This is a genomic window from Paraburkholderia caledonica (assembly GCF_000383275.1).
GTDB classification, from domain to species: Bacteria; Pseudomonadota; Gammaproteobacteria; order Burkholderiales; family Burkholderiaceae; genus Paraburkholderia; species Paraburkholderia caledonica.
Genome location: NZ_KB911048.1, coordinates 44273 through 68063, shown reverse-complemented (window position 1 = coordinate 68063; position 23791 = coordinate 44273). Strand labels below are relative to the sequence as shown.

Genomic DNA, 23791 nt, shown 5'->3' with positions numbered 1-23791 from the left:
TATGATGGAAGTCCCACACGCGCCCGCGGACGGTCGCGCGGGGCATTCAAACAACGTCCGCGGACGTCGCGCTTTTCCCGTGCGGCAGACACGCAGCGGTCAAACGTCGCAGCGCCGGTTTGCGCCGCAGACCCGTCCGCGAAGGCGGCGACGAGTCGCGAAGAGCGAGGTCAAAAACGTGCCACGAATGAGCCGTCGGTGAGTCGTCAATCAGCCGCGGACGACCCTTAAGCAGAACGCGGACGAGCAACGCAAAGGCCACCGACCACGCGATGACCCCGCATACGGGCAGACCGCCGTCGAACTCACGGCGAACGGAGACAGCAGATGCAACGCCATAGCTTCGGCCAGACCCACGAGGTCACCAACCAGGTCCCGCCGCTCGCGGACTACAACCTGTTTTCTAGCGACGCTGCGCTCTCGGCCGCGCTCGAACGCGACGGCGCCGCGTGGCATCGCGATGCATTGCTGCGTCACGGCGCGGCGCTCACCACGCCCGAGACGCTCGCGCTCGCCGAACTCGCCAACCGCCACACGCCCGAGCTTTCCACGCACAGCCCGACGGGCGAGCGGATCGACGCGCTTGAGTTTCATCCCGCGTGGCATGAGCTGCTATCGCTGCTGCGTCGCAAGGGGCTGCACGCGCTGCCTTTTTCCGATCCGCAGCCGGGCGCGATGGCCGCGCGCTGTGCCGGATATTTTCTGCATGCGCAGATCGAATCAGGGTCTCTTTGCCCGTTGACCATGACGTTCGCCAGCATTCCGGTATTGCAGCGCGAACCACAATTGTTCGAGACCCTTCGCGACAAACTCTACGCACGCGAGCAGGATCCACGCGACTTGCCGCTCACGCAAAAAATCTCCGCGATGATCGGCATGGGCATGACCGAAAAGCAAGGCGGCTCGGACGTGCGCAGCAATCAGACGCAAGCGCGTGCGATCGCCGCCGGTGGTCGCGGCGGCGCCTACGAACTCGTGGGACACAAGTGGTTCTTCTCCGCGCCGCAATGCGACGCACATCTCGTACTCGCGCGCACGCACGATCACGCCGGTCTTTCGTGCTTCTTCGTGCCGCGCTTCGCGCCGGACGGCAGCAAGAACGCGGTGCAGATCCAGCGTCTGAAAGACAAGCTCGGCAACCGCTCGAACGCCAGCAGCGAAGTCGAATTTCTCGATGCGTTCGGCATCATGATCGGCGACGAAGGACGCGGCGTGCCGACCATCATCGAAATGGCGAATTACACGCGGCTCGATTGCGTGATCGGCAGCGCAGCGCTGATGCGCGCGGCGCTCGTGCAGGCCATTCATCATGCGCGCCATCGCAGTGCGTTTGGCCGCAACCTCGTCGACCAACCGTTGATGCGCAACGTGCTCGCCGACCTCAGCCTGGAATCAGAAGCGGCAACCGTGCTGTTCATGCGGCTCGCCCACGCGTTCGAGCAATCCGTGGATGCAGATTCGGCAACGTCTGCCGAGCGTGCGTGGCGGCGCATCGTGACGCCCGCGGCAAAGTACTGGATCTGCAAGCGCACGCTCGAATTTACCGGCGAGGCAATGGAAGTGTGGGGCGGCAACGGCTATGTCGAAACCGGTCCGATGGCGCGCTTTTATCGGGAAGCGCCCGTCAACTCGATCTGGGAAGGCTCGGGCAACGTGATGTGCCTCGACGTGCTCCGCGCCATGGAGCGCGAGCCTGAAGCGGCGCAAGCGCTGTTCGCGCAATGGCAAGCGGATGCCGCCGCGCATGCGGCGTTAAGTGCCGCGCTCGGCAAGCTCGCCGCGACGCTCAATGGTCCTGCCGAAGACCGCGAAGCGTCCGCGCGGCGCATCGCGCAGCAGATCGTGCTGATCGCGCAGGCCACGTTGCTCATCAAGCATGCGCCCGCTGCTGTCGCCGAGGCATTCATCGCCACGCGTCTCGGCAGTGGCTGCGGCGAAAGCGGCCGGGTCTACGGCACGCTGCCCGCCACGTTCGATCATGCGGCGATCGTCGAGCGGGCTTTTCCAGCCTGATGCCCGGAAGCCGCAGACGAACCGCAGCAAACGGCAGCAAACGGCAGCAAACGGCAGCAGACAGCAGGCAACGACACCGATAGGCGTGGCGCGACCGCGCATCTTTCATCAGGGAGTGGTGAACAATGAAAAACGATCTGCCCGAGGTCGCCGCGCTGGAGGCGTTGCTTCACGATCAGCGTCACGCCTGGTTGCGCGCGCCGTATCCGTCATGGGAAACGCGCGCGGCGCATCTGAAAGCGCTGCGCAAAGTCCTGCTCGACAACCGCGACGCGCTCGCCGATGCGATGAATGCCGACTTCGGCAATCGCGCGAAACAGGAAGTGCTGCTCGCGGAATTTCTGCTGGTGAAGGAGGAAATCGACGCCGCGCTGCGGCACGGCAAGCGGTGGATGAAGCCGCAGCGCCGCAGCACCAACAAATGGTTGCTGCCGGCCCGCGCGAAAGTGGTGCCGCAGCCGCTCGGCGTGGTCGGCATTATCGTGCCGTGGAATTATCCGGTGCTGCTCGCCGCCGGACCGCTCATCAGCGCGCTGACCGCCGGCAATCGCGCGATCGTCAAGATGTCCGAGTTGACGCCGCGCACGTCGGCGTTGTTCGAGCAGCTGATCGGCCAGACTTTTGCCCGCGTTCACGTTGCTGTAGTGAACGGCGACGCCGCGCTCGCCGCCGCATTCAGCGCGCAGCCCTTCGATCATCTCCTCTTCACCGGCTCGACGAAAATCGGTCACGAAGTGATGCGCGCCGCCGCCGAGCATTTGACGCCGGTTACGCTGGAACTCGGTGGCAAGTCACCGGCAATAATCGGCGAGCATGCGCGGTTCGACAATGCCGTGGACAATCTCGTCGCCGGCAAGACGCTCAATGCCGGGCAAACCTGTATCGCGCCAGATTACGTGCTCGTGCCGCGCGGCACGGAACAGGCGTTCGTCGAGCGGGCGCGCAAGCGGATGGAGAAGATGTATCCCGGCTTCGCCCACAACCCGGACTACACGTCGATCATTTCGCCGCGCCACTTCGCGCGCCTCCAGCGTCTCGCCGACGAAGCGCAGGCCGCGGGCGCGCAACTGCATCCGCTGACCGACAGCGCGCCCGACGCGGCGAGCCGCCGCTTTCCGCCTATCGCCGTCACTAACGCGCCGCAGGATTGCGAACTGATGCAGGAGGAAATCTTCGGCCCGCTGCTACCTGTCGTGCCGTACGACACGCTCGACGATGCGATCGCGTGGATCAACGCCCGGCCACGCCCGCTTGCGCTTTACCTGTATGCGGACGACGCAGCCACCATCGAACGGGTCACGCACGAAACCATTGCGGGCGGCATGGCGGTCAACGAAACGCTGATGCATCTGGCGTGCGAAAGCCTGCCGTTCGGCGGTGTCGGAGCAAGTGGAATGGGCGCGTATCACGGCTACGAAGGCTTCGTGACTTTCTCGAAGATGAAGCCCGTACTGACGCAGGCACGACTGAACGCGCGTGCATGGATTGCGCCGCCGTATGGCAGGCGCGTCAACGTGCTGCTGAAACTGATGATGCGGTTTTGAGCGACGCCAACTGTGTGGCTTCGCCGTGGGGGTGCCTAGCGCGTGCCTGTTGCGCCTTCGATATCGACCGCGACCACGTCGGTGACATCGTCAGCGCCGGTGCGCGCCCCGCCCGGCGCTGGCTGCGCCGGTTCGCTTTCCAGCCGATGCAGCCACGCGAGCAGTTCCGCCACCGCCTGATAGAGCTGCGGCGGAATGCGCGCGTCGAGGTCCACCTGCATCAGCAGTGAGACCATTTCGGGCGCTTCGTGCACATAAAGGCCGGCTTCCTTGGCGCGCTGCACGATCATCTCGGCGAGCATGCCGTAGCCCTTGGCGATCACGCGTGGCGCCGGATCGCCGCCTTGTGCGTCGTAGACAAGCGCAGCCGCGCTGCGGCGATGTTTGCGGCTCATCACATGTCCCAGTCGAAATCGTCGAGCGGCGCGGTCGCGGCGTTCGACGCGTGCGGTGCGCGACGGCTTTTCCCGGCGGCACTTGCCGGCGCTCCCGATGCGGCAGATGCAGTAGACGCCGCGGCGTCCGTCCGATTCGCCGCCGAGGCCGACCGCGCATACGCGGACGCCGCTGCCTGAGCCGCAGCCGCGGCGCCCGCTGCAGCCGCGCCGGTGGCGGGCGCGCCGCCGCCGATCTCGCGAATCGTCAAACCGTTCAGCTGAATGCCCGCCGCCGCGAGCCGCTGACGAAAACTTTCGCCCTGCATCGCGAGACGCGCCGCGCCGCCGGGACTCGCCTGTACACGCGCGACAAGGCGCATGCCGGTCAACGTCAATTCGGCGTCGACGGTGCCGAGTGTCGGCAGCGACAGCGTCAGGCGCGTGCGCCACGGCTGATCGTCCTCGCTATCCGCGCCGCCGCCGCTGCGGTCCCACTCGTCGCCTTCCTGCTCGACAGTCCAGTCCAGCTTCGCGCCGGGCCATGCTTCGCCGGTCCAGCGGAACTGGCCGGTTGCGAGCAGATCCAGTTGCTGGCGCACGAGCGGCACCGTTGCGGGATGGACCGCGGCGGCCTGCGGATTTTGCTGCGAGCCGGCGTCAGCCGTTGGCGAGGCCGCGTTATGCAGCCCCGCATGGGACGTCTGGCCGTTCAGGTCGGATAAGGAACTTGCCAGCACTTCACCGGCGACGAAGCGCGCGGCCTGCACGGTGTCGATCGACGGCATCGGGCGGCCAGCGGTGTTGGCTGCATTCGGGTTCGCGGCATTCGCGCCGGCTGCGTCGGCCGCGCCGCCTGATGTGTGCGGCGTGGCGCCCATGCCTTGCCTCGCTGCAGCTTGCGCGGGCGACGCGTCGCCCCCGTCGCTTGCCCAGTTCAACGGCAATTGCGCAGCGGCGGCGACGAGCTTGTTCTGTGCTTCGCCCGCGAGTGTCTCCGGCGAGCGCTGGCCGCTCAGCCATTGCGCGAGGTGTGCTTCGTAGAAAAGACCGCTGTCGCCGACCGTGTGTGCGAGCGCGGCCGCAAGCGCCGCCACCGGCACCTGGGTCGCCGCGACATTGGCCGTAGCCGCGGAAGCCGCGGCGTTAGAAGCGGTATTGGAAGGAGCAGGCGCGTCGAAGAGCGGCAAAGCGCCCACCTCGACATCGAGTGCGGGAGCTGCGGGCCAGATCGGTAACTGCCCGACGATCGCGGGCGTCGCCTCGCCACCGGAGCGCACGATCGCGTTGAGCGTCAGTGCGACGGCGGACAGCGCGGTCTGCGCGGAAGGCTGCGGCGCAGAAGGAGCGGCCGGAGCCGGCGTTGTCGGCGCGGTCTCGACGTCGGCCGCGCCCGTCTGGGCGGTGGCCGCGCTGCCGGGGGCAATGTTCAGCAGGCTGTCGACGCGGGTCGCGAGGAGCGATGCGACGGCCGTGTCGATTCCGTTCATGCCGATTCCTTGATCACATTGGCGTCAACGCGCTCAATTCACACAATCAGACGCCTTGCGGCCACCCTCAGCGCGCCCCGTACAGCTCCTTGAGCACCCGGGACGGCCGGCCGCCGAACAACGCCGACAATTTGGCGAGGCTCGGATTGGCCAGGTCGCGGATCGCGGCGTCGTCGGCGAGGATCTGCCGGATCAGCGCGTATTTGCGCAGGCGTTCCGTCTCGTCGAGTTTGACGCCCGTCTCCGCCTCTTTCAGCGCGTCGACGAGCAGCCGGTATTCATCCTGCAAGTGGACCAGATCGTTCCACAGGGCGCGTCGGGCAGCCATCAGCATGCGGCAGGACAACGCTGCGATGGCCTCGTAGCGGGCAAAGTATTCTGCGTTCGATGTCATCTCATGCTTTCCGCGACCGGCTGGGCAGCCATCCGCGCTATCTCCGGGGCAATCCCGATCCATGCCTCTTCGAGCGTGGCCAGCAGGCCATCGACTTCGACCAGCATTGCCTCGCTCTCTTTTATGTTGGCTTCGAGCAGCCGGCGCGACATATAGCTATATAGCGCGTTCAGCCGCTGTGCAATCTCACCGCCCACCTCAAGGTTGAGCGACTGTTGCAGCCCGCTTTCGACGATCTGAATCGCCTTGCCGATCGCCTCTCCACGACCGGGTACATTGGCCTGCTGCAAATGCATCCGCGCTTGCGCGATTGCCTGCCGGGCCCCCTGATACAACATCACGATCAGACGATGCGGACTCGCGCCCATCACCCCTGTCTCGACGCCCACGCGTGCATACGCATTGGCTCCAGAGTGTCCTGGGGAAAACATCGGCGCTCCTCCTCAAATGCAACTACGGTTGGTCGTGGCAGCCCATCGCGATGCGTAAGCGCACCCCGATTCATGCCTGTATCTGGTTATCGGATACGCAGCGAGAAAGCTTTAGGCCGGTGTAAGGAGGATTAAGGGGTGCAGGTTGCGCACGCCCCCAAGGGCGGCGCGGCGCGTGTCACGCGGGCAGTTGCAGCCGGGCGGGCGGAACATTCTTGCCGCCGTGGCCGCAGCCTCGATCAGACCTGCATCTGCATGATGTCGTTATAGGCGGACACCAGCTTGTTGCGGACCTGCAGGCCGAACTGGAAGCCGACGTTCGCCTTCTGCATGTCGACCATCACGTCGTTCAGCGAAACGTTCGACGCGCCAAGCTCGAACGCCTGCGATTCGCCGACCGCCTTGGTCTGATCGCCGCTGATCTTGTCCAACGAAGCCTTCAGTGCCGACGCAAAACCGCCGGTGGTAGCCGCACCGGACTCACCTGCGGCCGAAGCGTCAGCAGCGGCGGTGCTGCCGCCGGCGGCCTGCGCAGCCATCGACTGCAATTGTTGCAGCGCCGACGAAAGCGCGTTCACGGGCAAAGTCATGTTCTCTCCAGGAATGACGAGCGGCACGACCAAACCGTACCGATCTGGACGAAAGCATAGCAGCGGGCTCTCCTGGAAAGCCCCGAAACTAGGGGGGAAACCCGGCTCTATTCAAGCAATCGGGCGCGCCTGCCGTGCGGATAATTTCAGTCGTGAAAGTATCTGTCCATACTCCCGCCGAGCCTCGGTGCGGTTGAGCGGCAGAACGCAAAAGGCTTCCCGGAGAAACCCGACGCATGGATTCGTCAGCCAACTCTTTGATCAACCCCGACGCCCGCATGGGCCTCGCCGGCGCACAGCCCGGCGCGGCAGCGGCGGGCGCCGGTCAGCCCGGCGGTAACGCAGACCTGGGCGGCCTCGGTGGCGGCCTCGGCGGCAATTTCGGCCAGCGCCTGTCAGGCCTCGCGCAAATGCGCGGCAACCCGCGCGCCCCGCTGATTTTCGCGGTGGCGCTGCTTGTCGCCGTGGTGGCGGGCCTGTTTCTGTGGTCGCGCGCCCCGGACTACAAGGTGCTTTACAGCAACTTGTCCGACCGCGACGGCGGCGCGATCATCACCGCGCTTCAGCAGGCCAACATTCCGTACAAGTTCTCCGAGTCGGGCGGCGCGATCCTCGTGCCGGCCGAACAGGTGCACGAGATGCGCTTGCGCCTCGCGTCGCAAGGCCTGCCCAAGAGCGGCTCGGTCGGCTTCGAACTGATGGACAACCAGAAGTTCGGCATCAGCCAGTTCGCCGAGCAGATCAACTATCAGCGCGCGCTGGAAGGCGAGCTGGAACGCACGATCGAATCCGTTTCGTCGGTCAAGTCGGCGCGCGTCCATCTGGCGATTCCGAAGCCCTCCGTATTCGTACGCGACAAGGAAGCGCCGTCGGCGTCGGTGCTCGTCAATCTCTATCCGGGCCGCGCGCTCGACGAAGGCCAGGTGCTGGCAATCACGCACATGGTGTCTTCCGCGGTGCCGGAAATGCCGGTCAAGGGCGTGACCATTCTCGATCAGGACGGCAACCTGTTGACACAACCGTCGGTTGGCGGCGGGCTCGACGCGTCGCAACTGAAGTATCGCCAGCAGATCGAGCGCAACACGCAGCAGCGCATCGACGCGATTCTTGCGCCGCTCTTCGGCGCCGGCAATGCACATTCGCAGGTGAGCGCGGACATCGACTTCTCGCGCTCCGAACAGACTTCGGAAAACTACGGCCCGAACGGCAACCCGCAACAGGCGGCGATCCGCAGCCAGCAATCGAGCACCGCGACGGAAATGTCGCAAGGCGGCGCGTCGGGCGTGCCGGGCGCGCTGTCGAATCAGCCGCCGCAGCCCGCCTCCGCGCCGATCAATGCGCCCAATGGCGCGAGCGGCGGCGTGACGACGACGCCCGTCAGCGATCGTAAGGACATGACCACGAATTACGAGCTCGACAAGACCGTGCGTCACCTCGAGCAGCCGATGGGCGGCGTCAAGCGTCTGTCGGTGGCCGTGGTGGTCAACTATCTGCGCGTGGTCGACGGCAAGGGTCACGCGACGATGCAGCCGGTCACCGCCGACAAGCTCGCGCAGGTCAACCAGCTCGTGAAGGACGCGATGGGCTTCGACGCGCAGCGCGGCGACTCGGTCAACGTGGTCAACAGCCCGTTCACCGCCGACGTGGACCCGAACGCGGACCTGCCGTGGTGGCGCACGCATGACATGCTGGCTCTGTACAAGCAGATCGCGACGTATCTCGGCATTGGCGCCGTCGCCCTGTTCCTGTACTTCGTGATGGTGAAGCCGGCGCTGCGCCGCGCCTTCCCGCCGCCGGAACCGCTCGTCGCCGCGGCGCTGCCGTCGCCGGACGAGCCGATCCTGCTCGACGGCATCCCGACCGCGGAACGCGCCAACGGCAACGTTGAAATCGACTCCGGCGACAGCGAACTGCTGGCGCTGGAAAACGCGAAACACAAATATGAGCGGAACCTGGAGTTCGCACGCAGCATCGCGCGCCAGGATCCGAAGATCGTTGCAACAGTCGTCAAAAATTGGGTGACCGATGAGCGCTGAAGGCGTAATGAAGAGCGCGCTTCTGCTGATGTCGATCGGCGAGGAAGAAGCGGCGCAAGTGTTCAAGTTCCTTGGACCGCGTGAAGTTCAGAAGATCGGCGTCGCCATGGCCGCCATGAAGGCCGTGACGCGCGATGAGATCGACGTGGTGCTGCACGAGTTCGTGCGCGAGGCGGAAAAGCACACCGGCATGTCGCTGGACTCGAACGAGTACATCCGTTCGGTGCTGACGAAGGCGCTCGGCGACGACAAGGCCGGCGCGATCATCGACCGCATCCTGCAAGGCAGCGACACCAGCGGTATCGAAGGCCTGAAGTGGATGGACTCGCCGGCCGTCGCGGAACTGATCAAGAACGAGCACCCGCAGATCATCGCGACGATCCTCGTTCACCTCGACCGCGATCAGGCGTCGGAAATCGCCGCGTGCTTCACGGACCGTCTGCGTAACGACGTACTGTTGCGAATCGCGACGCTCGACGGTATTCAGCCGGCCGCGCTGCGCGAACTCGACGACGTGCTCACGCACCTGCTGTCGGGCAGCGACAACCTGAAGCGCAGCCCGATGGGCGGCATTCGCACGGCGGCGGAAATCCTCAACTTCATGTCGAGCAACCACGAGGAAGGCGTCATCGAAAACGTCCGCCAGTACGACGGCGAACTCGCGCAGAAGATCGTCGATCAGATGTTCGTGTTCGAGAACCTGCTCGACCTGGAAGACCGCGCGATCCAGCTGCTGCTGAAGGAAGTCGAATCGGAAGCGCTGATCATCTCGCTGAAGGGCGCAGCGCCTGCACTGCGTCAGAAGTTCCTGTCGAACATGTCCCAGCGTGCAGCCGAGCTGCTCGCGGAAGACCTCGACGCGCGCGGCCCGGTTCGCGTCTCCGAAGTCGAGACGCAACAGCGCCGTATCCTGCAGATCGTGCGCAATCTGGCAGAAAGCGGCCAGATCGTGATTGGCGGCAAGGCGGAAGATGCATATGTCTAATCGCAACTCCACGGCAAAGGAAAGCCTCTCGGCCTACCAGCGCTGGGAGATGGCCTCATTCGATCCGGTGCCGCCGGCACCGCCCACGTCCGAGATCGACGAAGCGGCTTTCGAAGCCGAGCTCGAGCGCCTGCGCGAAGCCGCGCACGCGCAGGGCATCGCATCCGGCCACGTTGCGGGCCAGGCGCTCGGCTATCAGGCCGGATACGACCAGGGCCACGCACAAGGTTTTGAACAGGGCCGAAGCGAAGCGCGCGATGAAGCTGCGCGACTCGCCGCGCTCGCCGAAACCTTCAAGGCCGCGCTCGACGGCGCGCAAGGCGCCATTTCGGAGACGCTCGTCGCGCTCGCGCTCGACATCGCGCAACAGGTGGTGCGCCAGCATGTGCAGCACGACCCGACCGCGCTGATCGCCGCCGCCCGCGAGGTGCTCGCGGCGGAACCGGCGCTAATCGGCGCGCCCGCGCTGATCGTGAGTCCCGCCGATCTGCCGGTGGTCGAGGCGTATCTGATGGAAGAACTGCAAACACGCGGCTGGACCGTGCGTACCGATCCGGCCGTGGAGCGCGGCGGCTGCCGCGCGCAGGCCGGCAGCGGCGAGGTGGACGCCGGCATCGATACACGCTGGGAACGCGTTGCCGCGGCGCTTGGCAAAGTGAGTACATGGTGAAACCGACGCTCGAGGAGATCCGCGCAAGCGACCTGACGCCGCTCGAACGCGAGCTGGCGCTGGCGTCGTTCGGCGCCGAGGCGCTCGCGGACGCGCCGTTCGCGGACGCAGTCTCGACCGCCGCGACGGCGGCTGACCCGGGTCATGCTCATCCGGTGACGGGCGCGGCCGCGAGCCGCGAGTCGGCACCGGCTGCGGGCGCCGGTCTCGGTGCAAGTCCGGCCGCCGCCAAGGCAGCAAGCGCCGCGGCTCCTGCTGCGTACGATCCCGCGCTCGACAGCAATCCGCATATGCAAGCCTGGCGCGGCCGGCTCGACGCATTGCGCGCGCGCAACGCGATCGCGAAGCCGATGCGCGCCTGCGGACGCCTGACGCGCGCCGCCGGTCTCGTGCTCGAAGCGGTTGGATTGCGCCTTTCGGTAGGCGCCGAAGTGATGATCGAACTGCCGCCGGGCAGTTCGCTGCCGATGGCTGAAGCGGAAGTTGTCGGCTTCTCCGGCGACAAGCTGTTCCTGATGCCCACCACCGAAGTGATCGGCCTGCTGCCCGGCGCGCGCGTCTACCCGCTCGAAAGCGCGCCGATCGCCGATCCGATGGCGGGCGCGAAGCGTCTGCCGGTCGGCTGGGAACTGCTGGGCCGCGTGCTCGATGCGTCTGGCCGCCCGCTGGACGGACTCGGCCCGCTCGGCGCGCATGCCGACGCGCCGTTGTCCGCGCCGGTCATCAATCCGCTGAACCGGGAGCCGATTCACAAGGTGCTCGACGTCGGCGTGCGCGCGATCAACGCGCTCCTGACCGTGGGACGCGGCCAGCGCATGGGACTGTTTGCAGGCTCGGGCGTCGGTAAATCGGTGTTGCTCGGTACGATGGCGCGCTACACCAGCGCCGAAGTGATCGTGATCGGCCTGATCGGCGAACGCGGCCGCGAAGTGAAGGAATTCATCGAGCAGATTCTTGGCGAGGAAGGCCTTGCGCGCTCGGTCGTGATCGCCGCTCCGGCCGACGTTTCACCGCTTTTGCGGATGCAGGCCGCGTCGTATTCGACGTCGCTCGCCGAATATTTTCGCGATCAGGGCAAGCACGTGTTGCTGCTGATGGATTCGCTGACCCGCTACGCGATGGCGCAGCGCGAAATCGCGCTGGCCGTCGGCGAGCCGCCCGCGACCAAGGGTTACCCGCCTTCTGTGTTCGCCAAGCTCCCGGCGCTCGTCGAGCGAACTGGCAACGGCCCGGCGGGCGGCGGTTCAATCACCGCGTTCTATACGGTGCTGACCGAAGGCGACGACCAGCAGGACCCGATTGCGGACTCGGCGCGTGCGATTCTCGACGGCCACATCGTGCTGTCGCGCTCGCTCGCGGAAGCCGGCCACTATCCGGCAATCGACATCGAAGCGTCGATTAGCCGGGCAATGACCGCGCTGATCGACGATAACCATCTGGACAAAACGCGTATGTTCAAGCAGATGCTGTCGCGCTATCAGCGCAACCGCGATCTGATCAACGTTGGTGCTTATTCGAGCGGACGTGACGCGTTGCTCGACCGTGCCATCGCGCTATATCCGCGGATGGAAGCCTTCCTGCAGCAAGGCTTTCGTGAGTGCGCGAATTTTGAACCGAGTGTCGAGATGCTGGACGCGCTGTTTGCCCAAGGAGCCTGACGATGGCGAAACACTTTCCGATCAAGACGTTGATTGGGCTCGCGCAAGACGATGTCGACGCCGCCGCGCAGCGTCTTGGCCGAGCACAGCGCGAGCGTAACGACGTGGAGGCGCAGCTTCAGTCGCTCGTGCAGTACCGCGACGAATACCACGCGCGTTTCACGGCAACCGCCCAGGCGGGAATGCCCGCCGGCAACATGCGCAATTTTCAGGCGTTCATCGACACGCTCGACGCCGCCATCGAACAGCAGCGCAATCTGCTCGTGACGGCCAATGCGCGAGTCGAGGCGGCCAAGCCGGACTGGCAGCGTCAGAAGCAAAAGCTCGGCTCCTATGAAGTGCTGCAGGCGCGCGGCGAAGCGGCCGAGGCCAAGACCGTGGCGCGGCGCGATCAACGCGACGCCGACGAACACGCTGCACGAATTCTGAGGATGCGCGCGGAAGGCGCCTGACGCCCGCGCCGCCCTCCACTGACTGAACACCGTACCCTTTGACGGATTGACAGGACACTTATGTCGCTTCTTTCACAGATCGGCTCCCTGCCAGGTTCTACCGGCAGCACCTCTACCAACGGTTCGAACAGCGCCGCGGCGCTGGCCGCCGCAAGCGCGAAACCGTTCTCGCAAACCCTCCAGCAAAGCATCAGCCTGCAGAACAGTGCGGCTGCAAGTGCGGCTGCCAAATTCAACGCAAGCGTCAACGCGAGCGCGAGCCAGTCTGCCGCAACGCCGACACCTTCCCCGACGCAGGCGGATGCTTCGCAGGCGTCGTCGTCGAGCGTGCACGACGCGCCGCCGCCGGACGACTCCGCAACCAAAAACGCCGACGACGCGAGCAGCGACACCAAGGACAGCACCGCGTCAGACGCATCGGCGTCTGCGCCGGCGGACAAGCCGCAACAGGCATCGACGGACAAGACGGGGGCCGCGCCTGCGAAGTCGGCCAACACCGCCACCGCGGCGAGCAGCAGCGACGCAAGCACGGCGGCGGCAGCCGCAGCGGCTCAGGCGCAAGCCCAGGCCCAGGCCGATGCAAGCGCTGCGGCCGATGCGGCCAACGTGAACATTCCCGCAGCGACGGATGCCAGCACGACCGCAGCCGGCGCGGCCACCGACGCCACCACGGTCGGCCTGCCCGGCAAGAAGGCGCCGACCGATCCGAAGTCGCTACAGGACGCATTGCAGGCGGCTCTGGCGGCGCTCGCGAACGGCCAGGCCGTGGTGCCATCGCAGGCGCTGGCAAGCGGCGCGGCCGCAGCTGCGGCGGCGAACGGACTGGCGAGCGCGAACGCGTCGCTGAACGATACAGACGGCAAGACGCTGGAAGCCGGTCTCTCCGGCGGCGGCAAGGGCTCCGCAGCCGCCCGCGGCGCATTGACGACGGCTGCGACCGTGGCGGATCCGACGGCGGCTGCGTCGGCTGCTTCCGCGGCGGCGGCGGGTGCGTTGGCATCGACGGGTGCGGCAGGCGCACAGGCGGACGACCTGGCGGCGTTCAAGAACGCAGCCGACGCAGCGAGCGCAGCGCTGGCCGCGTCGCAGGCAGCAGCGAGCGCTGCCAGCACCACGGCCGCCGTGCAGACGACCGGCAATGCGGGCGCGGCTGCAGCGGCAAACGCGTTGGGACCGCAGGTCGGCACGACCGACTGGGAGGAAGCGCTGAGCCAGAAGGTCGTGTTCCTGTCGAACGCTCATTCGCAGAGCGCCGAGCTGACGCTGAACCCGAAGGATCTTGGACCGCTCCAGGTCGTGCTGCAGGTCGCCGATAACCATGCGCACGCGTTGTTTGTTTCGCAGCATCAGCAGGTACGTGAAGCCGTCGAGGCAGCTCTGCCGAAATTGCGCGAAGCGATGGAAGCGAACGGCATCGGACTCGGCAGCGCGAGCGTCAGCGACGGGTTTGGTCGTCAGGGCGGGCAACAGCAGAATGCCGAGTCGGGACGTTCCGGCTCTGGAAGCCGCTCTACGGCGGGTAGTGGAGGCGGCATGGGCGGTGCCGCGGGTGCCGGCGTGACGGCGGACGTTGCCGTGCGGCGCAGCGTCGGGTTGGTCGATACGTTCGCCTGACGGGTTTTTTTGCGGGTTGCGGCTTTGTTCGGTGGTTGATTCGAGGTGTTGGCCGTTCCTCGAAATCGCGGTGCTCTATTGGCGCTGCCCTTGTGCGGGGCAATGCCCATGGACCACCGCGATTTCATTTCAGGGAAAGGCCAAAAACTAGAGATAGCCCGCATTAACCCTTCTGTTCGACCCATCGCGCCGCAGGCAAATCAACAACAATCACTATCACCAGCACTAACGGCAAGCAAGCAAACCTCATGGCTACCACTCCCGCAAATCAGCAAGCCGCGCCCGCGTCTCCGGGCCCCTTGAAGCGCATCATCCTGATCGCCCTCATCGCTATCGTCGCCGCCGGTGGCGCCGGCGCAGGGGTGTGGTTCTTCATGTCCAAACGCGCTCCGGCCGCCGCCACCGCAGCTGCGCCGGCTCCGGCTCCCGCTCCGACGTTCTTCCCGCTCGAATCGATGACGGTCAACCTGCAATCGGACGACGGCCAGCAGCACTTCCTGCGTATCGGTCTGACGCTCAAGCTCACCGATCCGAAGACGCCGCAGGAACTCACCGAACACATGCCGGAAATTCGCAGCCGCATCCTGCTTGCGCTGTCGAACCATCATCCGGATGAACTCGCTCCGCTCGAAGGCAAGCACGCGCTTTCCACCGAACTGCGGACGCTGATCGAGCAACCGACCGACAAGGGTGCCGCGCCGATCCATGTCCAGGACGTGCTGTTCACCGAATTCGTCGTGCAGTGACGTCGTTGTGACGCTGTCCCGCACTGCCATCATCAACCGTCACGGTATGCACGAGGAATAAGGAATGGGCCACGAAGAGTTCATGTCCCAGGAGGAGGTCGATGCCCTCCTCAAGGGCGTAACCGGCGAGTCCGACTCTGAAGCCGAGCAGAGCGAACGTGTAGGCGTACGTCCCTACAACATCGCGACGCAGGAACGCATCGTCCGCGGCCGGATGCCCGGCCTCGAAATCATCAACGACCGCTTTGCGCGCCTGTTGCGCGTCGGCATCTTCAACTTCATGCGGCGTTCGGCGGAAATCTCCGTCGGTCCGGTGAAGGTGCAGAAGTACAGCGAGTTCACCCGCAACCTGCCGATCCCGACCAATCTGAACCTGGTCCACGTCAAGCCGTTGCGCGGCACGTCGCTGTTCGTGTTCGACCCGAACCTGGTGTTCTTCGTGGTCGACAATCTGTTCGGCGGCGACGGACGCTTTCACACGCGTGTCGAAGGTCGCGATTTCACGCAGACCGAGCAGCGCATCATCATGAAGCTGCTCAACCTGACGTTCGAACACTACGCGGCGTCGTGGAAAAGCGTGCGTCCGCTGCAGTTCGAGTACATGCGCTCGGAAATGCACACGCAGTTCGCCAACGTCGCGACGCCGAACGAAATCGTCATCGTCACGCAGTTCTCGATCGAATTCGGCACGACGGGCGGCACGCTGCACATCTGCATGCCGTATTCGATGATCGAACCGATCCGCGACATTCTGTCGTCGCCGATTCAGGGCGAGGCGCTTGAAGTCGACCGCCGCTGGGTCCGCGTGTTGTCGCAGCAGGTGCAGGCGGCGGAAGTCGAACTGACGGCCGACCTCGCGCAGGTGCCGATTACGTTCGAACAAATCCTGAACATGCGCAAAGGCGATGTTCTGCCGATCAACATTCCCGAGCACATCACGGCCAAAGTCGACGGCGTGCCGGTGATGGAATGCGGCTACGGAATTTTTAATGGTCAATACGCGTTGCGCGTGCAAAAGATGATCAGCGCAGCCGACACGATGAAGGAAGGTGGATATGAGTGATCTGAACGCAAAGCCCGCGGACGAGCTGACCGCCGCCGCCGCGCAAGTGGCCGCCGACGCGGCGAGCGCGGAAGACGAAGCAGCGCTGGCCGACTGGGCGAGCGCGCTCGCCGAGCAGAACGACAACCCGAGCGAAATCAGCGCCAGCACGGCCGGCGTGTTCCAGCCGCTGTCGAAAGTCGCGCCGACCTCGACGCGCAACGACATCGAAATGATTCTGGACATTCCCGTTCAGATGACCGTCGAACTCGGCCGCACCAAGCTCGCGATCCGCAACCTGCTGCAACTCGCGCAAGGTTCGGTGGTGGAGCTCGACGGCATGGCCGGCGAACCGATGGACGTGCTCGTCAACGGCTGCCTGATCGCCCAGGGTGAAGTGGTGGTGGTGAACGACAAGTTCGGTATTCGCCTGACCGACATCATTACGCCGTCAGAACGTATCCGGAAGTTGAATCGATGAAAACCGCAGTCCGCCGCGCCGTGTTCCCTGCGTCGCGTCACGTCATCTCCCGCGCAATCGGCGCAGCGCTGTCGGCAACGGCGTCGTTCTGCGCACCGCTCGCTGCACACGCAGCCGACATGAACGCGGTCAACAACGCAGCGAAGATGGCGTCGAGCGTCGGCGCGGGCACTGCGGTTCCGGCGCTTGGCGTCGGCGCGGTATTGCAGACGATCGTCGGCCTCGTCGTCGTGATCGGTCTGGTGTTCGGATGCGCGTGGCTTGCGCGCCGCTTCGGCTTGCAGCCGGGCAGCCGCAGCGGACTGGTGAAGACAATTGGCGGCGCGTCGCTCGGCGGTAAGGAGCGCGTGGCGGTGGTCGAGATCGGCGATACGTGGCTCGTGCTCGGCGCCGCGCCCGGCAACGTGCGTCTGCTTCATACGATGCCAGCGGGATCGGTCGCCGTCGACGCGATCGGCAATACCCAGGCGGGCACGCCTGGCGCAACGGGCAGTAGCAGCGCGGCGGGCAGCACCGGACTGCCAGGCAGCTTCGGCCAGCGCTTTCGCGACGCCTTGAAAGGCGAAGTGAGCAAACGTTTCAACGGGCAAGGCAACGGGGTTCGGTAATGCAGTTCAGTCTTCAATCGGCGCCTGGCGCGCCCTCCACCCGCACCTCGCGCGCCGCCTCTGCAGTGCTTCGCGGTTTGCATCGCGCCGCGCCCGTCGCGTCGCTGGTTGTGCCGGTGGCATTGTTCGCGCTGCCGACGCTTTCGTTCGCGCAAACCGCCGGCTTGCCGGCCTTCAACACGAGCCCGGGCCCGAACGGCGGAACCACGTATTCGCTGAGCGTGCAGACGATGCTGCTGCTCACGATGCTGTCGTTCCTGCCTGCGATGGTGCTGATGATGACGAGCTTCACGCGCATCATCATCGTGTTGTCGTTGCTGCGCCAGGCGCTCGGCACGACGACAACGCCGCCTAACCAGGTGCTCGTCGGTCTTGCGCTTTTTCTGACGCTGTTCGTGATGTCGCCAGTGCTCGATAAGGCTTACACCGACGGCTACAAGCCCTTCTCCGAAGGTACTGTTCCGATGGAGACGGCGGTGAGCCGCGGCCTCGCTCCGTTCAAGACGTTCATGCTGCGTCAGACGCGCGAAAGCGATCTCGCACTGTTCGCGCGCATCTCGCACGCCGCGCCGATGCAAGGCCCTGAAGATGTGCCGCTGTCGCTGCTCGTGCCTTCGTTCGTTACTAGCGAACTGAAGACCGGCTTCCAGATCGGCTTCACGATCTTCATTCCGTTTCTCATCATCGACATGGTGGTGGCGAGCGTGCTGATGTCGATGGGCATGATGATGGTTTCGCCCGCAACGATTTCGCTGCCGTTCAAGCTGATGCTGTTCGTGCTCGTCGACGGCTGGCAACTGCTGCTCGGCTCTCTTGCGCAGAGCTTTGTCTGAGCGTGCTCGCTCGATAGTCCCTGTTTTCAACGTTGTGCCAGTTTCCGGTTGAATCGCCATGAATCAAGAATCCGTCATGACACTCGCGCACCAGGCCATGTACGTCGGCCTGCTGCTCGCCGCGCCGCTTCTTCTTGTGGCGCTGGTGGTTGGCCTGGTGGTGAGCCTTTTCCAGGCTGCCACGCAGATCAACGAATCGACGCTGTCGTTCATTCCGAAACTGCTCGCTATCGCGGTCACAATGGTGATCGCCGGTCCGTGGATGCTCACCACCATGCTCGACTACCTGCGCCAGACGCTCACCAACATTCCGACGCTCGTCAACTGAGCGCCGCGATTTTCTCTCTGCATCGAGCCTCGCCGCCGCCATGTTTTCCGTCACCTACGCGCAACTGAACGCCTGGCTCACCGCGTTTCTGTGGCCGTTCGTGCGGATTCTCGCGCTCGTCGCGACCGCGCCTGTGCTCGGCAACCGCTCGCTGCCGCTGCGCGTGAAGATCGGCCTGGCGGCTTTCGTGACGATCATCGTCGCACCCACGCTCGGGGCGCTGCCGCAAGTCACGGTGTTTTCCGCGGAAGGCGTGTGGATCATCGTCAACCAGTTTCTGATCGGTATCGCGCTCGGCATGACCATGCAGATCGTGTTTCAGGCGATCAGCGCGACCGGCGACTTCGTCGGCCTCGGCATGGGCCTCGGCTTTGCCACTTTCTTCGACGCGCAGGCGAGCAGCTCGAGCCAGGTGCTGTCGAGCTACATGAACACGATCGCGATGCTCGTGTTTCTCGTGATCGACGGTCATCTTCAGATGGTCAGCGCCCTGCTCGCGTCGTTCAATTCGCTGCCCGTGTCGGCAAATATTCTCGGCTCGCCGGGCTGGCGCACGCTCGCCAATTTCGGCAGCACGATTTTTTCAGCGGGACTGCTGCTCTCTCTGCCAGTCGTCGCCGCTCTGCTGATCACCAACCTCGCGCTCGGCATTCTCAACCGCGCGGCGCCGCAGATCGGCGTGTTTCAGATCGGCTTTCCGCTCACCATGCTGATCGGTATGCTGCTTTTGCAGTTGATGATTCCGAACATGATTCCGTTCTTCGGGCGCCTCTTCGCGGTGGGCATCGACCAGATGGGGCGGGTCGCGCTGGGATTCAGGTAGCGGGGGAATTTGGGCCGTTGCCCGCTCGCCGTTAGAAGTGACTTTGAAGCCGACAGTTGATGTCGGCTTTTTTCGTTTGGATGCGCGACTGGTGCTAGCGGTGCTCCGCGTTGAATCTGTTAATAGAGCATGCGTCTCGCATACTTCTCACGCCCCAAAAAAACAAAAGCGCGGTAACCAGTCCCCCGGTTACCGCGCTTGCCTATCGAAACTAATCGAGCAGAAGCTCTATCAGTTCAGGTACTGAAACAGCGACATATTCTGGATCTTCACGAACGCCTGTTGTGCTGCTTGCAACGCGTTCTGCGCCAGCGTGTATTTGCCGACCGTCTTGATCAGGTCTGTCTGCGTCAGGTCCGACAGGTTGCTGGCCGTTTGCAGCGTATTGGTCTGCGTGACCGCCTGCAATGCCTTGACCTCCTGCGAGCGGCCGCCCACAGTCGCTTGCGCGGTCGTGATGTTGTTCATCGTGTTCTCGAGCTGCGTCATGCTGGTGGTGAGCGCGCTCTGAAAGCTCGCGGTCGACGCACCGCCCGAGATCGGCGATTGCAGCGTGCTGATCAACTGGCTCAGGTTCGCGAACACATCCATGCTGCCTTGGGTCGCGGGCGTCACCGAGAAGCTGTCGCCCGCGTTCGGCGCGCCGCTGATCGTCACCGACTGGCCCCCGAGCGTGATCGCCGTACCTGCCGTGAAGGCTTGCGGTGCGCTCGTCGTAACCGCGCCGGTCGCCGGATTCGTCTGGCTCACGGTGTAAGTCGTCGACGACGTAAAGTTGATCGCGTATTTGTCGGCGTTCGTCGGATCGGTCGGGTTGTTCAGGCTCACGGTGCTGATGACACCCGTACCCGTGTTGCCCGTGGTCGCCGCCGGCACCGCGCTCGTGCCGATAGGCGCGACACTGCTGAAGATCGAAATGCCGGTGTCGCCGGTCTGCACGACGTGCGAGTCGGTGATCTGCACCGCAGGCGTGCCGGTGTCGCCCGAATACGTGACCACGCCGGCCGAACTCGTCGTGTACGGCTGTGCGCTGCTTTGATAGCCGGCGAACATGTAGTTGCCCTGCGGGTCCGTCGAGTTACCGAGCGTTATCAACTGGCTGCGCAAGCTTTGCAGTTGCGTCGCGATGGAGCCGCGGTCGCCGTTGTTGAGCGAACCGTCGCCGGCGCGCAACACGAGCGTGTGGATACTTTGCAGCACGTCGTTGACGCTGCTGAGCGTCGTGTCTTCGAGCTGCAGCGACGCAAGCGCCGTGTTCTGGTTGCTCGTGTACTGTGCGAGGCTCGTCGCGGTCGAACTCAACTGCACGGCCTGCGCCGCGCCGAGCGGATTGTCCGACGGCGTCGCAAGGCTCACGCCGCTCGAAATCTGCGCGTAAAGCTGCGACAACTGAGCTTGCTGATCGCTCATCGTCGCCACGTTCATGGTGAAGTACTGCGTGCTGGAGATGCGCATGTTCAACGCCTCACTGGAAGATGCCGAGCAGCGTCTGGAACAGGGTCTGCGCGGTCTGAATGACCTTGCTGTTCGCCTGATAGAGCTGCTGATACTGAAGCAGATTGGCTGCTTCCTCGTTGATGTTGACGCCCGAGACGGACTGCTGCGCCGTTGTGATCTGCGTCACCAGCGAAGCCTGCGCCGTGCTCGAAGTCTGAATCTGATTCGTCTGGTTGCCGATGTCGTTGACGTAGTTCGCGTACGCGCCCGTCAGCGTGACCGTGCCGCCGTCCATCGATTTCGCCGTCGACAGGTTCGACAGTGCAAGCGCGTTGCGGCCGTCGTTGTTCGCGCCGGTGTTCGGCCCGATGGTGAACTTGTCGCCGGCAGCGGGCACGCCGCTGATCGTCACCGACACCTTGTTCATCTGGCCGGCGGTCGTGTTGTTGATCGTCAGACTCGCGCCGTTGCTCGACGAATACGGCACGACGGTCGTCGCGCTCGTGATCGAATAAGTGGTCGCCGGCGAGCCCGCCACGGTCACCGTCGAGCCGACCGGGAAGCCGGTGAGACCAGTGCCGTCGTACGTCAGCGTGGTCGTCGAGTTCGGCATCGTGTAGCCCGCCGCGACCGTGCCCTTCGTGATGGCGCCGGTGCCGGTGTTAGTCGACGCTGCCGCGCCGAGAACCGGCGCTGCGGCCGCGATCGCCGAGGCGTCCGTCGTCGCAGTTGCAAAGCTGTTCAACGCGCCGCGAGTCGGCTGGACCGTGAACGAGTCACCGGCGTTCATCGTGCCCGTGGTCGAAAAATTCAGGCCGTTGATCGGCTGGCTCAGATTCGTCGCCGAGCCCACCACGCCACCCGTCGAATTGTCGGTCAACGTATAGGTGGTGCCGTTGAAGGCGAGCGTGTAGTCGCCCGTGGTCGGCTGTGCAGGATTCGCGAACGACACGTTGAGCGATGCGTTGCCGGTGTTCTGCGTGTTCGCGTAGACGGTCGGGCCGCCCACCGAGAACAGGGCGCCGCCCTGCACGCCCGCGAGGGTGATGCCGAGCGCGTTCTGCGCATTGACCTGGGAGGCGAAACTCACCGCAATCGCGCCAAGTTGCGCTTCTGCCGGATCGAGCGTCTGGCTGCGGAATGCGACGAGACCGCCGAGCGTGCCGCCCTCGATCTTGCTGTCGGGCAAATCCTGCGGCGCGGCGGCAGGATTTGCGCCCGCCTGGCCGAGATACTGCACGGACAATTCGCTGGAGTCGCCCGTCGAAGGCGTGGTGCCCAGATTGAAGCTGTTGCCGGCCGACACGAGCGGCTGGCCATTGCTCATGAAGACGCCATAGCTGCCATTGCTGTTCACCACCTGCACGCCGATCAGTTGCGACAGATTCGACACGGCGAGATCGCGCTGATCGAGCAACTGGTTCGGCGGCTGGCCTTGCGTGCTCGCGGCGGAGATCTGACCGTTCAATTGTGCGATCTGCTGCGTGTAGCTGTTGATCTGCGAAACGGTGTTGCTCAGTTGCGTGTTGACGCTCTGGCGCAGCGCGTCGTATTGCTGGCCCGCGGCATTGATCTGGTTCGCGAGTGTCTGCGCGCCGCTCATCGCCGTCTGACGCGTAGCGAGGCTCGAAGCGTTGTTCGAGACGTTCTGCATGCCCGTGAAATAACTCGTGACCGCGCTGGCAATACCGGCAGTCGGGCTGCCGATCAGATTGTTCAGTTGCGAGATCAGCGTGTTGTAGGTCGCGAGCGAGCTGCTGGACGACTGCGCGTTATTGAGCTGGGTCGTCAGATACTGGCTGTATTGGCGAGTCACCGTGACGGTCGAAACGCCGTGCGGCAGATAGCCGGAACCCGTGTACTGCCCACCCGTTTCCGCGAAGACCGGCGTTTCAATGGTATAGCCGGGCGTCGACGCGTTGCTGATGTTCTGGCCGGTCGTCGTGAGTCCCCACTGGGCTGCATTCAGTCCGCTGAGGCCGAGATTGATGAGATTGGACATGCGTCATCCTGAAGGGCGACACCACACATGCCGCCGCGTTACTTGAACTTAGTGTTTAACGGCTTTCGCGACGGAAAATTGAGGCCATTCACGACGCTTGCGAGAGTTTGTTTCAACGTTTGCGAGGCCGATGCGCCGGGCCTTCGCCGGCGCGTCATGTCTGGTCCGCGCGCTGTCAGCGAACCAGCGAACGGCGCTTCATTTCGAGTTGCGTGATGAGACGCTGCAGCGTGTTCTCCGCGTTGCCGGGCAACGTCAGAAAGCGGAAACCAAGCTGATACCGCTGGGTGCCGTTCGGCAGCGCGAGCGAGCGATGCGACACGAGTTGCAGATCGAGCGAGAGGCGGCCCAATCCGCCGAGCGACAATTCGCAATCGTCGAGACGCGTGCCCATGGGCAGTTCGGCGACGCGTTCGTCGGAAGTGCGCATGCCGACGCCGCCCAGCGAGAGGTCATGCACCTCGAAACGGAACGAATCGCCTTCCGGCAGACGACCGCTGCACACGTACGGATCGAGAATCGGTGCGTCGACGCGGAAATACTCGCGGCGTTGCACGTAGTACAGCACTTCCGGAAAGTCGGCTTCGAATGCCGGCATTCCCTCGTAACGCGTTTCGCGCGGCGTGCTGGTGACGAACTCCATGCGCACGCCCTCGGGCGCCGCGTGGAACTGACAGCTTGACGCCGCAAGCAGACCGCGGTTCTGATCGGACAACGCGCCCCAGTCGAACGTGAAGGTGCGTCCGCGCACGTCGACGTCGAGCAGGCGCGTAACGAGCTGGCCGCCGGCATATTGAACGGTAAGAAAATCGCCCCGATTGACGAGGTTGCGCAATTGAACGCCGATTTCGAGCGGATTGCGGCGGCCAAAATCGAGTGCACTGTCGTCCAGCGGAACGTGCGGCTGAAGCGTGTCGGTTTGGCCGTTCGACTGATTGGTTTCCATGGGCTTGCCGGTATGCATGTTCTTGCGGGTACGTGCCAGAGCTCCTGACGGGGCTTTCACGCGGTCTCTCATTCCCGGCCGCGGCACGCACATTCAACCGGACATGAACGCTTCCGGTATGGGGTCTAACGGATTAGCGGCAGTATCGAGCCAAAATTTAGGGGCGACTAATAATAAATTTAGAATAATCGCGCGCAAACGTTAAAGCCCCGGTAACTCGCCGATAACGCGTCTTTAAATCGCCCGCCGTTTTTTCGCCGCGTGTTTGTTGCGTGTTTGTGGCTTGTACGTCTG

23 protein-coding genes are annotated in these 23791 nt (G+C 64.4%); 15 read left to right on the top strand and 8 right to left on the bottom strand.

Going from position 1 to position 23791, the window contains the following annotated elements; genetic code table 11:
- Positions 1-327 precede the first annotated feature (327 nt).
- A complete protein-coding gene (locus H281_RS0129770; RefSeq protein WP_020070775.1) occupies positions 328-2013 on the top strand; it encodes an isovaleryl-CoA dehydrogenase in 1686 nt (561 codons plus the stop codon).
- Between the two features lie 125 nt (positions 2014-2138).
- Positions 2139-3557, top strand: coding sequence for a coniferyl aldehyde dehydrogenase (locus H281_RS0129765; protein ID WP_020070774.1), 1419 nt, complete (start codon positions 2139-2141; stop codon positions 3555-3557).
- A gap of 35 nt (positions 3558-3592) precedes the next feature.
- On the opposite strand, the gene H281_RS0129760 is transcribed toward H281_RS0129765, so the two are convergent.
- The 5 genes from H281_RS0129760 to fliE all read right to left on the bottom strand — a co-directional run bounded on the left by H281_RS0129760 (position 3593) and on the right by fliE (position 6836).
- Positions 3593-3952 (bottom strand): EscU/YscU/HrcU family type III secretion system export apparatus switch protein, encoded by a 360-nt coding sequence (locus tag H281_RS0129760; RefSeq protein WP_020070773.1) that lies wholly within the window; start codon positions 3950-3952, stop codon positions 3593-3595.
- Complete coding sequence (fliK, locus tag H281_RS0129755; protein WP_020070772.1) at positions 3952-5421, bottom strand: flagellar hook-length control protein FliK; 1470 nt, start codon at positions 5419-5421, stop codon at positions 3952-3954. The genes H281_RS0129760 and fliK overlap by 1 nt, the downstream gene beginning before the upstream one ends.
- Before the next feature lie 67 nt (positions 5422-5488).
- Complete coding sequence (locus H281_RS0129750; RefSeq protein ID WP_013589910.1) at positions 5489-5815, bottom strand: flagellar protein FliT; 327 nt, start codon at positions 5813-5815, stop codon at positions 5489-5491.
- Complete coding sequence (gene fliS, locus H281_RS0129745) at positions 5812-6246, bottom strand: flagellar export chaperone FliS (RefSeq protein ID WP_027805060.1); 435 nt, start codon at positions 6244-6246, stop codon at positions 5812-5814. Before fliS ends, H281_RS0129750 begins: the two co-directional genes overlap by 4 nt.
- A gap of 239 nt (positions 6247-6485) precedes the next feature.
- Positions 6486-6836 (bottom strand): flagellar hook-basal body complex protein FliE, encoded by a 351-nt coding sequence (fliE, locus tag H281_RS0129740; protein WP_020070770.1) that lies wholly within the window; start codon positions 6834-6836, stop codon positions 6486-6488.
- Positions 6837-7072: 236 nt separating this feature from the next.
- Here fliE and fliF point away from each other — a divergent pair, with 236 nt between their 5' ends.
- The 13 genes from fliF to fliR all read left to right on the top strand — a co-directional run bounded on the left by fliF (position 7073) and on the right by fliR (position 19112).
- Positions 7073-8872, top strand: coding sequence for a flagellar basal-body MS-ring/collar protein FliF (gene fliF / locus H281_RS0129735; RefSeq protein WP_020070769.1), 1800 nt, complete (start codon positions 7073-7075; stop codon positions 8870-8872).
- Positions 8862-9857, top strand: coding sequence for a flagellar motor switch protein FliG (gene fliG / locus H281_RS0129730; protein ID WP_020070768.1), 996 nt, complete (start codon positions 8862-8864; stop codon positions 9855-9857). Before fliF ends, fliG begins: the two co-directional genes overlap by 11 nt.
- Positions 9844-10527, top strand: a complete 684-nt coding sequence (fliH, locus tag H281_RS0129725) for a flagellar assembly protein FliH (RefSeq protein ID WP_027805059.1) — start codon at positions 9844-9846, stop codon at positions 10525-10527. Before fliG ends, fliH begins: the two co-directional genes overlap by 14 nt.
- The gene (gene fliI, locus H281_RS0129720) at positions 10521-12185 is read left to right on the top strand and encodes a flagellar protein export ATPase FliI (protein WP_020070766.1); all 1665 of its coding nucleotides are present in this window, start codon (positions 10521-10523) and stop codon (positions 12183-12185) included. The genes fliH and fliI overlap by 7 nt, the downstream gene beginning before the upstream one ends.
- 2 nt (positions 12186-12187) lie before the next feature.
- Positions 12188-12637: a flagellar export protein FliJ gene (gene fliJ, locus H281_RS0129715; RefSeq protein WP_020070765.1), complete on the top strand. Its 450-nt coding sequence runs from the start codon at positions 12188-12190 to the stop codon at positions 12635-12637.
- Positions 12638-12697: 60 nt separating this feature from the next.
- A complete protein-coding gene (locus H281_RS0129710) occupies positions 12698-14251 on the top strand; it encodes a flagellar hook-length control protein FliK (protein ID WP_020070764.1) in 1554 nt (517 codons plus the stop codon).
- 248 nt (positions 14252-14499) lie between these two features.
- Positions 14500-14997 carry a flagellar basal body-associated protein FliL gene (gene fliL, locus H281_RS0129705; protein WP_020070763.1) on the top strand — a complete coding sequence of 166 codons (498 nt, stop codon included), beginning with the start codon at positions 14500-14502 and terminating at the stop codon, positions 14995-14997.
- A 64-nt stretch (positions 14998-15061) separates the two neighbouring features.
- Positions 15062-16060 carry a flagellar motor switch protein FliM gene (gene fliM, locus H281_RS0129700; protein WP_020070762.1) on the top strand — a complete coding sequence of 333 codons (999 nt, stop codon included), beginning with the start codon at positions 15062-15064 and terminating at the stop codon, positions 16058-16060.
- On the top strand, positions 16053-16520 hold the full coding sequence (gene fliN, locus H281_RS0129695; RefSeq protein ID WP_020070761.1) for a flagellar motor switch protein FliN: 468 nt from the start codon (positions 16053-16055) through the stop codon (positions 16518-16520). Before fliM ends, fliN begins: the two co-directional genes overlap by 8 nt.
- The gene (gene fliO, locus H281_RS0129690; protein ID WP_020070760.1) at positions 16517-17128 is read left to right on the top strand and encodes a flagellar biosynthetic protein FliO; all 612 of its coding nucleotides are present in this window, start codon (positions 16517-16519) and stop codon (positions 17126-17128) included. Before fliN ends, fliO begins: the two co-directional genes overlap by 4 nt.
- The gene (gene fliP, locus H281_RS0129685) at positions 17128-17961 is read left to right on the top strand and encodes a flagellar type III secretion system pore protein FliP (protein WP_020070759.1); all 834 of its coding nucleotides are present in this window, start codon (positions 17128-17130) and stop codon (positions 17959-17961) included. The genes fliO and fliP overlap by 1 nt, the downstream gene beginning before the upstream one ends.
- Positions 17962-18019: 58 nt before the next feature.
- Positions 18020-18289, top strand: a complete 270-nt coding sequence (gene fliQ / locus H281_RS0129680) for a flagellar biosynthesis protein FliQ (protein WP_011490196.1) — start codon at positions 18020-18022, stop codon at positions 18287-18289.
- 40 nt (positions 18290-18329) lie between these two features.
- The gene (gene fliR, locus H281_RS0129675; protein WP_020070758.1) at positions 18330-19112 is read left to right on the top strand and encodes a flagellar biosynthetic protein FliR; all 783 of its coding nucleotides are present in this window, start codon (positions 18330-18332) and stop codon (positions 19110-19112) included.
- A gap of 231 nt (positions 19113-19343) precedes the next feature.
- Here the strand turns inward: fliR and flgL are convergent, their stop codons facing one another.
- From flgL to H281_RS0129660, 3 genes are all read right to left on the bottom strand, one after another.
- A complete protein-coding gene (gene flgL / locus H281_RS0129670; RefSeq protein ID WP_020070757.1) occupies positions 19344-20567 on the bottom strand; it encodes a flagellar hook-associated protein FlgL in 1224 nt (407 codons plus the stop codon).
- A 10-nt stretch (positions 20568-20577) separates the two neighbouring features.
- The gene (gene flgK, locus H281_RS0129665; RefSeq protein ID WP_020070756.1) at positions 20578-22551 is read right to left on the bottom strand and encodes a flagellar hook-associated protein FlgK; all 1974 of its coding nucleotides are present in this window, start codon (positions 22549-22551) and stop codon (positions 20578-20580) included.
- Between the two features lie 175 nt (positions 22552-22726).
- On the bottom strand, positions 22727-23497 hold the full coding sequence (locus H281_RS0129660; RefSeq protein ID WP_027805058.1) for a flagellar brake protein: 771 nt from the start codon (positions 23495-23497) through the stop codon (positions 22727-22729).
- Positions 23498-23791 lie beyond the last annotated feature (294 nt).

What these genes read in the sequence shown, in the direction of transcription:
- H281_RS0129770 (WP_020070775.1), top strand. Translation starts at nt 328, where the DNA reads ATGCAACGCCATAGCTTCGGCCAGACCCACGAGGTCACCAACCAGGTC.
- H281_RS0129765 (WP_020070774.1), top strand. Translation starts at nt 2,139, where the DNA reads ATGAAAAACGATCTGCCCGAGGTCGCCGCGCTGGAGGCGTTGCTTCAC.
- H281_RS0129760 (WP_020070773.1), bottom strand. Translation starts at nt 3,952, where the DNA reads ATGAGCCGCAAACATCGCCGCAGCGCGGCTGCGCTTGTCTACGACGCA.
- fliK (WP_020070772.1), bottom strand. Translation starts at nt 5,421, where the DNA reads ATGAACGGAATCGACACGGCCGTCGCATCGCTCCTCGCGACCCGCGTC.
- H281_RS0129750 (WP_013589910.1), bottom strand. Translation starts at nt 5,815, where the DNA reads ATGACATCGAACGCAGAATACTTTGCCCGCTACGAGGCCATCGCAGCG.
- fliS (WP_027805060.1), bottom strand. Translation starts at nt 6,246, where the DNA reads ATGTTTTCCCCAGGACACTCTGGAGCCAATGCGTATGCACGCGTGGGC.
- fliE (WP_020070770.1), bottom strand. Translation starts at nt 6,836, where the DNA reads ATGACTTTGCCCGTGAACGCGCTTTCGTCGGCGCTGCAACAATTGCAG.
- fliF (WP_020070769.1), top strand. Translation starts at nt 7,073, where the DNA reads ATGGATTCGTCAGCCAACTCTTTGATCAACCCCGACGCCCGCATGGGC.
- fliG (WP_020070768.1), top strand. Translation starts at nt 8,862, where the DNA reads ATGAGCGCTGAAGGCGTAATGAAGAGCGCGCTTCTGCTGATGTCGATC.
- fliH (WP_027805059.1), top strand. Translation starts at nt 9,844, where the DNA reads ATGCATATGTCTAATCGCAACTCCACGGCAAAGGAAAGCCTCTCGGCC.
- fliI (WP_020070766.1), top strand. Translation starts at nt 10,521, where the DNA reads ATGGTGAAACCGACGCTCGAGGAGATCCGCGCAAGCGACCTGACGCCG.
- fliJ (WP_020070765.1), top strand. Translation starts at nt 12,188, where the DNA reads ATGGCGAAACACTTTCCGATCAAGACGTTGATTGGGCTCGCGCAAGAC.
- H281_RS0129710 (WP_020070764.1), top strand. Translation starts at nt 12,698, where the DNA reads ATGTCGCTTCTTTCACAGATCGGCTCCCTGCCAGGTTCTACCGGCAGC.
- fliL (WP_020070763.1), top strand. Translation starts at nt 14,500, where the DNA reads ATGGCTACCACTCCCGCAAATCAGCAAGCCGCGCCCGCGTCTCCGGGC.
- fliM (WP_020070762.1), top strand. Translation starts at nt 15,062, where the DNA reads ATGGGCCACGAAGAGTTCATGTCCCAGGAGGAGGTCGATGCCCTCCTC.
- fliN (WP_020070761.1), top strand. Translation starts at nt 16,053, where the DNA reads ATGAGTGATCTGAACGCAAAGCCCGCGGACGAGCTGACCGCCGCCGCC.
- fliO (WP_020070760.1), top strand. Translation starts at nt 16,517, where the DNA reads ATGAAAACCGCAGTCCGCCGCGCCGTGTTCCCTGCGTCGCGTCACGTC.
- fliP (WP_020070759.1), top strand. Translation starts at nt 17,128, where the DNA reads ATGCAGTTCAGTCTTCAATCGGCGCCTGGCGCGCCCTCCACCCGCACC.
- fliQ (WP_011490196.1), top strand. Translation starts at nt 18,020, where the DNA reads ATGAATCAAGAATCCGTCATGACACTCGCGCACCAGGCCATGTACGTC.
- fliR (WP_020070758.1), top strand. Translation starts at nt 18,330, where the DNA reads ATGTTTTCCGTCACCTACGCGCAACTGAACGCCTGGCTCACCGCGTTT.
- flgL (WP_020070757.1), bottom strand. Translation starts at nt 20,567, where the DNA reads ATGCGCATCTCCAGCACGCAGTACTTCACCATGAACGTGGCGACGATG.
- flgK (WP_020070756.1), bottom strand. Translation starts at nt 22,551, where the DNA reads ATGTCCAATCTCATCAATCTCGGCCTCAGCGGACTGAATGCAGCCCAG.
- H281_RS0129660 (WP_027805058.1), bottom strand. Translation starts at nt 23,497, where the DNA reads ATGGAAACCAATCAGTCGAACGGCCAAACCGACACGCTTCAGCCGCAC.